The sequence below is a fragment of the Nitrosospira sp. Nsp2 genome, assembly GCF_003050965.1.
In the GTDB taxonomy this organism is placed as follows: domain Bacteria; phylum Pseudomonadota; class Gammaproteobacteria; order Burkholderiales; family Nitrosomonadaceae; genus Nitrosospira.
Window position 1 is genome coordinate 93,169 of record NZ_QAOU01000001.1, and the last position, 12,345, is coordinate 105,513.

At 53.2% G+C, this 12,345-nt stretch carries 10 protein-coding genes; 6 read left to right on the top strand and 4 right to left on the bottom strand.

From position 1 onward, the window contains the following. Positions 1-11 precede the first annotated feature (11 nt). Both cphA and C8R31_RS00365 read left to right on the top strand, forming a co-directional pair. Complete coding sequence (gene cphA / locus C8R31_RS00360) at positions 12-2,582, top strand: cyanophycin synthetase (RefSeq protein ID WP_107692116.1); 2,571 nt, start codon at positions 12-14, stop codon at positions 2,580-2,582. Positions 2,583-2,811: 229 nt separating this feature from the next. Further along, positions 2,812-3,033, top strand: a complete 222-nt coding sequence (locus C8R31_RS00365) for a dodecin family protein (RefSeq protein WP_107692117.1) — start codon at positions 2,812-2,814, stop codon at positions 3,031-3,033. An 81-nt stretch (positions 3,034-3,114) separates the two neighbouring features. Here the strand turns inward: C8R31_RS00365 and clpA are convergent, their stop codons facing one another. Together clpA and clpS are read right to left on the bottom strand one after the other, a co-directional pair. After that, positions 3,115-5,373 carry an ATP-dependent Clp protease ATP-binding subunit ClpA gene (clpA, locus tag C8R31_RS00370; protein ID WP_107692118.1) on the bottom strand — a complete coding sequence of 753 codons (2,259 nt, stop codon included), beginning with the start codon at positions 5,371-5,373 and terminating at the stop codon, positions 3,115-3,117. A gap of 1 nt (position 5,374) precedes the next feature. Next, positions 5,375-5,683 (bottom strand): ATP-dependent Clp protease adapter ClpS, encoded by a 309-nt coding sequence (gene clpS, locus C8R31_RS00375; RefSeq protein WP_107692119.1) that lies wholly within the window; start codon positions 5,681-5,683, stop codon positions 5,375-5,377. Between the two features lie 302 nt (positions 5,684-5,985). Between clpS and C8R31_RS00385 the strand changes: the two genes are divergently transcribed. Further along, positions 5,986-6,189 carry a cold-shock protein gene (locus C8R31_RS00385; RefSeq protein ID WP_004174375.1) on the top strand — a complete coding sequence of 68 codons (204 nt, stop codon included), beginning with the start codon at positions 5,986-5,988 and terminating at the stop codon, positions 6,187-6,189. Positions 6,190-6,502: 313 nt separating this feature from the next. Here the strand turns inward: C8R31_RS00385 and icd are convergent, their stop codons facing one another. Beyond that, entirely contained in the window at positions 6,503-7,750 is a 1,248-nt protein-coding gene (gene icd / locus C8R31_RS00390) for an NADP-dependent isocitrate dehydrogenase (protein WP_107692121.1), read from the bottom strand. Between the two features lie 464 nt (positions 7,751-8,214). Between icd and C8R31_RS00400 the strand changes: the two genes are divergently transcribed. Then, positions 8,215-8,643, top strand: coding sequence for an NUDIX hydrolase (locus C8R31_RS00400; RefSeq protein WP_258192467.1), 429 nt, complete (start codon positions 8,215-8,217; stop codon positions 8,641-8,643). 104 nt (positions 8,644-8,747) lie between these two features. After that, positions 8,748-9,833, top strand: coding sequence for a tRNA 2-thiouridine(34) synthase MnmA (mnmA, locus tag C8R31_RS00405; protein WP_107692124.1), 1,086 nt, complete (start codon positions 8,748-8,750; stop codon positions 9,831-9,833). 88 nt (positions 9,834-9,921) lie between these two features. On the opposite strand, the gene C8R31_RS00410 is transcribed toward mnmA, so the two are convergent. Then, positions 9,922-10,530 (bottom strand): glutathione S-transferase, encoded by a 609-nt coding sequence (locus tag C8R31_RS00410; RefSeq protein WP_107692125.1) that lies wholly within the window; start codon positions 10,528-10,530, stop codon positions 9,922-9,924. Between the two features lie 277 nt (positions 10,531-10,807). Between C8R31_RS00410 and purB the strand changes: the two genes are divergently transcribed. After that, on the top strand, positions 10,808-12,193 hold the full coding sequence (gene purB, locus C8R31_RS00415; protein ID WP_107692126.1) for an adenylosuccinate lyase: 1,386 nt from the start codon (positions 10,808-10,810) through the stop codon (positions 12,191-12,193). The last annotated feature ends 152 nt before the right edge of the window (positions 12,194-12,345 follow it).

Below are 12,345 nucleotides of genomic sequence, written 5' to 3' on the forward strand. Positions count from 1 at the left end.
GAGAACAATTGATGGAAGTGTCCCGCATCCGCGCATTGCGCGGTCCCAATTTGTGGAGTCACAAGACGGCGATAGAAGCGGTGGTATCATGCGACGATGCCGAGTACCTCACCAGCGGAATCCCCGATTTCGCGAAACGTTTGCGCAAGTGGTTGCCGGATCTTAATCTGTTCCAGGCGACCGGTCAGTACGGCCCTATAACCATGGCGCATGCTTTGGAGCGCACCACGCTCGGTTTGCAGATACTAGCAGGCTGCCCGGTAGAGTTCAGCAAGACCGTCCAGACGCTGGAACCCGGCACCTATCAGGTTATTGTAGAGTACAGCGAAGAAGCGGTAGGCCGCCTTGCCATTGAACTTTCCCAGGCTCTTTGCCGCGCGTCAGCGGCAGGTATTCCTTTCGATCTTGCTGGGACAGTGAAACAATTACGCGAACTGAACGAAGAAATACGCCTCGGGCCGAGTACCAGCGCGATCGTGCATGCCGCCGTGGATCGCGGTATTCCTTTCCGCCGCCTCACTGACGGCAGCATGGTTCAATTTGGCTGGGGAAGCAAACAGCGGCGCATCCAGGCCGCCGAAACCAGCTTGACCGGCGCTATTGCAGAATCAATCGCGCAGGACAAGGAACTGACCAGATCACTGTTGAGCGCCGCAGGGATTCCCGTGGCAACAGGCAGACCGGTCGCGAATGCGGCCGACGCATGGGCGGCCGCGTGTGAGATAGGGGGCCCGGTCGTTGTCAAGCCACGTGATGGCAACCAGGGGCGGGGAGTGGGCGTGAATCTTATCACGCAGGCGCAAGTTGAAGCGGCATATGCGCTGGCAGCGGAGATCAGCGGTGAAGTGCTGGTTGAGCGTTATATCCCGGGTTGCGATTTCCGGATGCTGGTGGTCGGCAATAAGTTGGTTGCCGCTGCACGGCGCGATCCACCCCAGGTGATCGGCGATGGCGTGCACAGTATCAGTGAATTGGTGGAGCAGCTCAATCGCGACCCCAGACGAGGTGAGGGACACGCGAACACACTGACAAAAGTTCAGTTCGACGAAGTTGCCCTTTCTCATCTGGCGGACCAGGGATTAACGGCAGACTCCATTCCGGCGAGCGGAGTGCGCGTTCCCCTCCGTAATAATGCCAACCTTTCAACCGGTGGGACGGCGATCGATGTTACCGATGATGTCCATCCCCAGCTTGCTGCTCGTATTGAAACGGCTGCGCAAGTCATCGGTCTCGACGTATGCGGGGTTGACGTTGTCTGCGATAGCGTGTCGAATCCGCTGGAGGGGCATGGCGTCATTATCGAGATTAATGCGGCTCCCGGTCTTCGCATGCACTTGCAGCCTTCGTTTGGCCAACGGCGCAACGTGGGGGAAGCGATTATTTCGAATATGTTCAAACCGGGCGATGACGCACGCATCCCGGTTGTTGCCGTCACAGGGACCAACGGCAAGACCACGACGGTTCGCCTCATCGCCAGTATCCTTAACTACCAGGGGCTGCGGGTCGGTATGACGAGTACCGACGGAGTTTATATTGAAGGGAAGCGCATCGACAGCGGTGATTGCAGCGGTCCCAAGAGTGCGAAAAAGGTTCTTCTTCATCCCGATGTCGACGCGGCCGTATTCGAAACGGCGCGGGGCGGCCTGCTACGAGAAGGGTTGGGCTTCGACCTCTGTCATGTCGCAGTGGTGACGAATATCGGCAGGGGTGATCACCTCGGTCTCTCCAACATCAACACAGTGGAAGATCTGACAGCGGTGAAGCGCATTGTTGTGCAAAACGTTACCCCTGGCGTCGGCGTCGCGGTGCTCAACGCCGCGGACCCGCTGGCAGCCGGCATGGCTCCGTATTGCCCGGGCTCGGTTACTTTCTTCGCGCGCGATCCCAACAATGCGGTCATAGCGAAACATCGGGCGCAACGCAAGCGTGTCATCTATCTCGATGGAGGTTGGATAGTTGCTGCGGAAGCCGGCGTTGAACATCGCATTCCGGTAGCGAGCATTCCTTTTACGCAGAATGGCACCATCGCATTCCAGATCGAAAACGCGATGGCCGCAGTCGGCGCCGGGTGGGGGCTTGGCCTGGATTGGGAAACCATCCGCGCCGGGTTGAAAAATTTCATTAGCGATACGGAAACCGCGCCCGGGCGTTTCAATCTCTTCAGCCATCGCGGTGCTACATTGATTGCGGACTATGGCCACAACGTGGACGCGATCCGGGCATTGGTTAATGCCATTGATAAGATACCGGCCAAGCGACGTTCAGTGGTCATCAGTGGTGCGGGGGATCGTCGCGACGAGGACATACGTCAGCAAACGGAAATTCTTGGCGATGCTTTCGACGAGGTGGTGCTTTATCAGGATAAATGCCAGCGGGGGCGGGCGGATGGAGAAGTGCTGGGCCTCCTGCGGCAGGGTCTGGAGAAGGCCAAGCGTGCGCGCGATGTAAAGGAAATCCGGGGGGAATTCGTTGCCATCGACGCTGCTTTCGCTAACTTAAAAGCGGGCGAGTTATGTCTCATTCTTATCGATCAGGTGGAAGCAGCGCTTGGCTATATCAATAAGCGAGTAACCGCGGGCTAATAGTACTTGCGGCATATGATTTGAACCGTCTTCCCGCTCTCCACGGTTCGGGTTATCCTCTCCTACCACTGCGCTGAGTCGGGAGGCCCATAAGGTTCTAATGTCTTTCCCGGGCGTGATTGCAATTTGCGGGAGCTAGCCTAAACTGAAAGGCGGCAAATCAGGGATAAGCTGGGTTTGCCGACGTGCTTATTTTGAAATGCTTGTTTATAGAACAAGGAGAAGAATCATGGCGGGAGATAGCGTTTATCGAATAACGGAACTAATCGGAACCAGCAAGACATCCTGGGAAGATGCGGCCAAGAACGCCGTCGAAACAGCCTCCAACACTTTACGGGACCTGAGAGTTGCGGAAATTGTAAAACTCGATATGGTAATTGAAGATGGTAAGGTAGCTGCATATCGCGCGAGGGTTAACCTGTCGTTTAAGTATGAAAACAGTAGTAACTAGCCGGGATGAGGAATAGCCTGGCAAGAAAAAAGGCGCTCGCGGCGCCTTTTTTCTTGCCCTTCTCCGTCGTTGCACCGCCTGCTATAAAGCTGCAGCAGCCTCCTCCTCGAACTGGAGTTTAACCTTGTCGTCGGCGTCTATATCCACTGTCACCTTGCCACCATTAGCGAGCCGGCCAAACAGCAATTCATCCGCAAGGGCGCTGCGAATAGTATCTTGAATCAGTCTGGCCATGGGACGAGCACCCATGAGAGGATCAGCGCCGTTGCGCGCGAGATAGTCCCTCAGTGCCTCGGTAAACGTTGCCTCCACTTTCTTGTCATGCAACTGCGCTTCGAGTTGCATCAGGAATTTATCCACCACTCGTAGAATCACGTCCGTATTCAGGGATCCGAATGAAATGATCGCGTCCAGCCGGTTCCTGAATTCGGGCGTGAACATCCGCTTGATTTCAGCCATCTCGTCCCCTGCCTGTGTCGCCGTTGTGAAGCCTATGGTGGCTTTTGAAAGCGATTCGGCACCAGCATTAGTGGTCATGATAATCACCACGTTGCGGAAATCCGCCTTGCGGCCGTTGTTGTCCGTTAACGTGCCGTGATCCATTACCTGCAGCAGGATATTGAAAATATCAGGGTGAGCTTTTTCAATTTCATCCAGCAGCAGTACCGAATAGGGCTGTTTTATGATGGCCTCGGTGAGCAGGCCGCCCTGATCGAAACCGACATATCCCGGCGGTGCGCCAATCAGGCGTGAAACGGCATGCCGTTCCATATATTCCGACATGTCGAAACGGTGCAGGTGAATGCCTAGTGCGTAAGCGAGCTGCCGCGCCACTTCAGTTTTACCGACGCCAGTGGGGCCCGAGAAAAGGAAGGATCCCACGGGTTTCTGGGGATTGCCTAAACCGCTGCGGGCCATTTTAATTGCCGCGGTGAGAGCATTGATCGCCTTGTCCTGCCCGAACACTACCGCTTTCAGGTCCCGATCCAGCGTTTTCAGTGTACTACGGTCATCGCTAGAGACGTTTTGCGCTGGAATCCGCGCGATTTTGGCGATAATGCCTTCGATTTCATGTTTGCTGATTACCTTGCGCTGCTTCGATTTCGGCAGGACGCGCTGGGCGGCTCCGGCTTCGTCTATGACGTCTATCGCTTTATCGGGCAAATGCCGGTCATTTATGAAGCGTGCTGACAACTCTGCTGCCGTGGTAAGCGCGATTGCCGTATATTTAACGCCGTGATGAGCCTCGTAGCGTGCCTTCAAACCGCGCAGTATGGCGACGGTTTCATCGACGCTGGGCTCGAGTACATCGATTTTCTGGAAACGCCGCGATAATGCATGGTCCTTTTCGAAAATACCGCGATATTCGCTGTACGTGGTTGCGCCGATGCATTTGAGTTGGCCGGTATTCAGTATCGGTTTTAGCAAATTGGACGCATCCAGCGTGCCTCCAGACGCGGCCCCGGCACCAATGAGTGTGTGAATCTCATCAATGAAAAGGATGGCGTTGGAGCTGTCCAGCAACTGCTTCAGCACTGCTTTCAGGCGTTGCTCGAAATCCCCCCGGTATTTCGTTCCCGCCAGGAGCGCTCCCATGTCGAGGGCGTATACTTGATGGCGCGCGAGAATCTCCGGGACGTCGTTTTCGATTATTCGACGTGCCAATCCTTCGGCTATCGCGGTTTTGCCTACCCCAGCTTCGCCAACGAGAAGGGGATTATTCTTCCGGCGACGGCAAAGCGTTTGTATCAGCCGTTCCAATTCCCTTTCACGCCCGATCAGTGGATCGATCTTACCGGCGATCGCCAGCGAATTGAGATTTACAGCGTAGCTTTCCAGTGCTCCACCTGAGCCAAGCTCCTGCTCAGTGTCGCCTTCGCTTTCCGATTTAGCCGTGCTGCCCTGAGGCACCTTGCTGATGCCATGCGAAATATAATTGACGACGTCCAGCCTCGTAACACCCTTCTGATGAAGAAAATAAACTGCGTGGGAATCCTTCTCCCCAAATATCGCTACCAGTACGTTCGCCCCCGTAACTTCTTTTTTACCCGAAGACTGAACATGCAGGATCGCACGCTGTATTACGCGTTGAAATCCCAACGTAGGTTGTGTATCAACTTCGCCGGTTCCGCCCACCGTCGGGGTATTCTCGGTAACATGTTCCGTCAGCAGCCGACGCAGGTCTTCTATGTCAACCGAACAAGCCCGGAGCACCTCGGCAGCGGTGGGGTTGTCGAGCATTGCCAGCAACAGATGCTCGACCGTGATAAACTCATGCCGCTTCTGTCGCGATTCCACGAACGCCATATGTAAACTGACTTCTAGTTCTTGCGCAATCATTTCAGGTCTCCTCCATCACGCACTGTAGCGGATGTTGATGCTGCCTCGCAAATGTGACCACTTGTGCGACCTTGGTGGAAGCCACATCATTGGGATAAACTCCACATATCCCCGCCCCATCCATATGGACTTTGAGCATGATTTGCATTGCCTGTTCGCGGTTCATCGAAAAAAAATTTTGTAACACGATCACGACGAAATCCATAGGCGTGTAATCATCATTCAACAATATTACCTTAAACATGGGTGGCGGCTTGAGTTTACTCTTTTCAGCCTCCAGTACAACATCTCCTTGATTTTCGCTTGCCATGCTTCTAGTCTCACTAGGCATCAGTTCGAGTGAAAAAATAAAACGGAACAAATCGCTCTCTACTGGTGTACGCACTCTAATATTTGATGATTGCGCAGAAATATTCAAGTACCTTGAGAAAATTATTCTGTTGCATTTGTGCAAAATAAGTGCGCCGAGTACTTGACTTGAACATCGGATTTGCGTAAAACAACTCTTGGCGTTTGGCTTCAAGTTCTCTGCAGTACCGGTTACAGCCGTTTGCGGTCTTGAAACTCAAACAGTGTTCGGGTTTCCGGCCCGTTTTTTTATAGGAAGCAAAAATGGCAACTGGTACAGTAAAATGGTTCAATGACTCCAAGGGTTTCGGTTTTATCACTCCGGATGATGGCAGTGAAGATCTGTTCGCTCACTTTTCCGCAATAAATATGTCCGGGTTCAAGACACTAAAGGAAGGTCAAAAAGTTTCCTTTGAAGTCACGCAGGGACCGAAGGGCAAACAGGCATCAAATATTCAATCTGCTTAATGGTCTCATGCTGGCGTGGTGAAGCCGCGACCAGTTTGTAATCAATTACAGAATTATGTAAAGCTCCTTGCCGGCCTGCCCGGCAGGGGGTTTTTCACCTCCGGATGGACCAGTTCAGACGCAAAGTTTCCCGCAGAACCAGAGCTTCTGCAGGACCTACTTTCCGCATTATCCGGTTACCTTCGCGGGGATAGCATCCCCGCTGGCAGCCCTTCTGTTTCCTTAACCGTGGCCGTAAGCCTTAGATGGGACTGTCCCTCGCAGGTCTCAACAATCGCCATTCAGCTTTCACGCCGGACCCTTCGCAAAAACGCTACATTCGGTCGATCAGCGCCTGACCGAACGCCGAACATGAGACTTTTTGCGCATTGGTCATCAGTCGCGCAAAATCGTACGTGACTATTCTATCCTGAATGGTTTTTTCCATCGCCGCGATAACCAGATCTGCTGCTTCAGTCCAGCCCATGTGTCGCAACATCATCTCCGCAGAGAGAATGATAGAGCCCGGGTTAACCTGATCCTTGCCTGCGTATTTCGGCGCGGTACCGTGGGTTGCCTCGAACATTGCGATGGAATCGCTTAAGTTTGCTCCGGGTGCAATGCCAATGCCTCCTACCTGCGCCGCCAACGCGTCGGAAATGTAGTCGCCGTTCAGATTCAGTGTAGCGATTACGTCATATTCTTCCGGACGCAGTAAAATCTGTTGCAGGAAGGCGTCAGCAATCACGTCCTTGATAATCACTCCTCCCTTATCGTCGGACAACTTCATCCATGGCCCGCCATCAAGGGGCCTCGCGCCGAATTCGTTGGCGGCAAGTTCATACCCCCAGTTTTTGAAGGCGCCCTCGGTGAATTTCATGATGTTGCCCTTGTGCACCAGCGTTACCGAACTGCGGCCATTATCGATGGCGTACTGTATTGCCTTGCGCACCAATCGTTCTGTACCCTCCCGGGAGACAGGCTTGATTCCTATGGCTGATGTTTGCGGGAAGCGGATCTTGCTGACACCCATGTCAGTCATCAGAAAATGAATGACTTTCTTTACGTTCTCCGATCCGGCTTCCCACTCAATTCCGGCATAGATGTCCTCGGAGTTCTCCCGGAAAATTATCATGTCTGTCTTTTCGGGGTTTTTTAACGGGCTGGGGACGCCTTGGAAGTAGCGCACAGGACGAAGGCATACATATAGATCCAACTCCTGACGCAGCGCGACGTTAATGGAGCGGATACCGCCACCCACCGGAGTGGTCAGCGGCCCCTTGATGGAGACGACATACTCTCTGGCAGCTTGCAAGGTCTCATCCGGCAGCCAAACATTGTTACCGTAAATCCGCGTGGCTTTCTCGCCGGCGTATATCTCCATCCAGGAAATCTTGCGCTTTCCTCGATAAGCTCGACTAACCGCTGCATCAACAACGCGTATCATTACGGGGGTGATATCCACGCCGATCCCGTCGCCTTCGATATACGGAACGACGGGGCTATCCGGCACGCTCAGGGTAAAATCTGCGTTTACACGAATTTTCGTGCCGTTGGATGGCGTGCTAATGTGCTGGAACATGATATCTCCCAAGAATTGTTATGGTGCTGGCGGCGCCCGACGCAGCGGTCAATTTTTTAAAAAACGAAGGGTTCGAGAAGCCCGTTATTTTATCCGTGTTTGCACGCGAAGGGCTAATATGCTGCGTCATGCCGCTGTCGAAATATCCTTCTGCCAGCTCTCATTTCTGGCAACCAAACTGCAAATCCTGCTTGGAAAGCTCATCTCCCGATTAGCTTTAATAAAGCAGTTTCCCTAGCTCAACTCGTCCCTGATCGCACCTTCGCGACCGTTTTGCAGTAAAATCCGACGCTCGCCGGTGCACGCTTGCATAACCTATCATCGACTATCACCGCGCAGGTGGCCTCTTGTACTTGGCCGACTGTGATTGGCGTTCGATGTCAGGACGAGGTGCGAGAAGAGTTTTCACCGGTCTTGGCGTAAAATGAGGAGTACCCCAAGTTAACACGATCTGGAAACCAAATGTGACCGTTGCTGCTGTGGTCGAACAAGAGGGAAAATACTTGCTGGTAGAGGAACAAACCTGCAACGGCATTCTGTTCAATCAGCCAGCGGGACACCTTGAACCGGACGAATCAATTATTCAGGGCGCAGTTCGAGAAACGCTTGAGGAGACAGGTTACACTTTCGCGCCACAATGGTTGCTGGGCGTTTATCGCTGGCATTCGAGCTCCGACAACACGACTTTTCTCCGGTTTGCCTTTAGCGGTTCGGTCACGGATCATGATCCCAATCGCGCACTTGATGCAGGAATATTACGCGCGGGGTGGTTCGGAGTGGACGAAATCCGCGAGATGGCTTATTGCCACCGTAGTCCTCTCGTGATGCGATGTATTGACGATCATCTGGCCGGGAAGCGCTATTCCCTAGACATTTTAGTTCATTACAGCTGAAGAGCTCTTGCCTTCGAGCGTTCATTTCCCGGTCATCTCCTGTTTACATCTCAATCCTGCAGCGTGATTCAACCCGTGACTAAACCCAATTTCCTACCTGATCAATGAGCAAAGGGCGAGTGGTGGTCGGCATGTCCGGCGGGGTTGATTCATCGGTCGCGGCTCTGCTGTTAAAACAGGAAGGTTACGATGTAATCGGTCTTTTCATGAAAAACTGGGAAGACGACGATACGGAGCAATATTGCTCATCCCGTCAAGATTTGATTGATGCTGTATCGGTGGCGGATATCATTGGTATTCCGCTGGAGGCCGTGAATTTCTCGGCTGAATACAAGGAGCGCGTATTCAGCCAGTTTCTTGCGGAATACAAGGCAGGGAGAACGCCGAACCCGGATGTACTTTGTAACGCTGAGATCAAGTTCAAGGCGTTTCTTCAGCACGCGGACGGGCTTGGCGCCGACTATATCGCGACCGGGCATTATGCCCAGGTGCGTGAGACAAGAGGCGTATTTGAATTATTGAAAGGCGAGGACGGCACCAAGGACCAGAGTTATTTCCTCTACCGTTTGAACCAGGCACAGTTATGCAGGACCTTGTTTCCCATCGGGCATCTTTACAAGCGCGACGTACGCAGGATTGCGAAAGATTACGGCTTGCCGAACTTTTCCAAGAAGGACAGCACTGGGATATGTTTCATCGGCGAGCGGCCTTTCAGAGAATTTCTCAGCCGTTATTTACCGAATGATCCCGGGGACATGAGAACGCCTGCAGGCAATGTGATGGGCAAGCACGTCGGCCTAATGTACTACACAATCGGTCAGCGGCAGGGGTTGGGCATCGGCGGGACGAGGGATGGAGATGGTGAACCGTGGTTTGTTTCAAACAAGGATGTGGTGGGGAATATTCTGACGGTGGTACAGGGTCATGATCATCCTGATCTGTTCAAGCCCTCGCTTACCGCCACCGAGGTGACATGGATAAGTGGCCATGCGCCCCATTGCAACTGGGTCTATGGCGCTAAGATCCGCTATCGCCAGGCTGATGCGCCCTGCGCTATTACGCAACTCGACCAAACGGAATGCAGGATTGAATTCGCCCAGCCTCAGTGGGCTGTGGCGCCTGGACAATCGGTGGTTGTTTATGAGAGCAAGGTGTGTCTTGGCGGTGGAGTAATTAGCGATCAGTATTAGGTTTCTTTGGAAACACTAAGTAAGTTTGTGTTCCAGAGAGTCGATTGCGTTCGCTCAGCAGTTCGGTTGCGTAATACAGGCTGTTTTCTTAATCTCGTGGCGCCGTTTCCAGAAACGGGTTCCGCTTTTCAAGCCTGTCGGAGAGGTCGGCAAGATTGGGGAAATTCGTGCGCCATTCGATCTCGGGAAAGCGAAAAGCCAGGTAACCCAGCGCGCAACCCAGCGCGATGTCAGCTAGCGTATAAACATTCCCGTCGCACCATTTTTTGTCTGCCAACTCATGGGCGGCGGCTTCAAGGCCCCCGGTCACCTTTTTATGCTGGCGCGAAATCCACTCCTCGTTTTGCTGGGTTTCAGCACGCTTGCGCTCGAGGAATATCGCTGCGGCGGCGTCGCATATGCCGTCAGACAACGCTTCCCAGCGTTTTACCATGATCCGGCGCCGGTTGGATTCGGGAATGAGGCGGGATACCGGGTTGATGTTATCGAGATATTCAACGATGACTCTTGAATCGAACAGACTGGTGCCGTCGTCCATAATCAGCACCGGAACCTTGCCGAGCGGATTGTAGTCGGGTACGTGTGTATCCGTGTTCCAAGGGGCTTCCAGTTCAAAATTGTAACCAATGTGCTTTTCAGCCAGTACAATGCGCGCCTTGCGCACGTAAGGGCTCGTGAGCGATCCGATCAGCTTCATGGCCAGCCTTTGGAGAATTTATCAGGCGGCATTATATCGGCTTTCCCCATGCCAGTGCATAGTCTGCCCGGATTCCGGAAATATCGGGAGAAGTGTCGTAGTCCCTGCCGGCAACATTTCCCCAAGGCGCACTCCCGTTTGCAAGAGTTTTGTTGAGGTGTTGGGTCTAAACGCTATGATAAAATGCAATGGCCTGGCCGGCGTTGCTCAAGGCATTTTTAACCAGGTGGAGGGTCCGCGTGTCATACCGGCAGTTCACTAGAAACCAGGTAAAAATATGAATTCGTCGTTCCTTACCGCCCTCTCGCCTCTGGATGGGCGATACGGCGCCAAAGTATCTGCGCTGAGACCGTATTTCAGTGAATTCGCGCTGATCCGCTATCGTGTTCGGTTGGAGATAGAGTGGTTAAAAGCGCTGAGCCAGGATAACGATATCGTCGACGCGGAGCCGCTTTCTCCGGCTTCTGTTGACCAACTGGACAGCATCGCGGCGAACTTTGACGAGGGCGGCGCGGAAGAGGTCAAGCTCATCGAATCCCGCACCAATCACGATGTCAAGGCGGTCGAATACTGGCTGAGAGAGCGCCTAGCAAGGAATGTCGAGATCGTGCGAAGCGCGCAATTCATTCATTTCGCCTGTACTTCCGAAGATATCAACAACCTTTCTCATGGATTGATGCTGATGCACAGCCGTGACAGAGTGATGCTACCCATGCTGGCGAAGATTAGCGGCAAACTGGTCGAAATGGCGCGTGAAATGGGGGATGTGCCCATGCTTGCACGTACTCATGGACAACCCGCTACTCCCACGACGGCTGGTAAGGAAATCGCCAACTTCGCTTATCGGTTGGCTCGAGGACGGGAAAAGCTCGCCGCAGTGCCCATTCTTGGAAAAATAAATGGCGCCGTTGGAAACTATAACGCTCATCTGGCCGCTTATCCCGCAATTGATTGGGAAAGGTTTGCGCAGGCCTTTGTTGAAAAACTCGGCCTCAAATACAATCCCTACACGACCCAAATCGAACCGCATGACGCCATGGCCGAGCTGTTCGACGCCTATGCACGCATTAACACTATCTTGCTTGATTTTAACCGTGATATCTGGGGATATATATCTCTGGCGTATTTCAAGCAAAAAACGCAAAAAGATGAAATTGGTTCATCAACGATGCCACACAAGGTCAACCCGATCGATTTTGAAAACTCCGAGGGTAATCTCGGCATTGCGAACGCCCTGCTGAGGCATTTCAGTGAAAAGCTACCAATTTCGCGTTGGCAACGGGACCTGACTGATTCCACTGTGCTGCGCAACATGGGCGTCGCGCTGGGGCATACGCTATTAGCTTATGAATCGTGCAGCAAGGGACTGAGCAAGCTGGAACTAAACCGGGACCGGATGGCGCTAGATTTGGAAAATGCCTGGGAGGTTTTGGCGGAGCCTATCCAGACTGTGATGCGGCGCTACGGCATACCGGATTCATATGAGCAATTAAAGGAGTTGACGCGCGGCAAAGGCGGTATCACTAAAGAGACTCTACACAGTTTCATTGAGCGCCTCGACCTTCCCACGGACGAAAAAAATCGCTTGCGCGCTCTGACTCCCCAGAATTATATCGGCGCCGCAGTTACGTTGAGCAAAAAAATAGAGGTTGAAAGCAGGTAAACTCCTGATATTTGCGAGACTCGGCGATCAACAGATTTCAGCCTTGAAATTGGAAGAACCGTCCCGATATGGCACGGATCACTAAATAATTCTACGCGGGCGCCAGTCCGCTGCCGGGTCCCCGCTTCATCGGTTGGCCACTGGCCAACGGC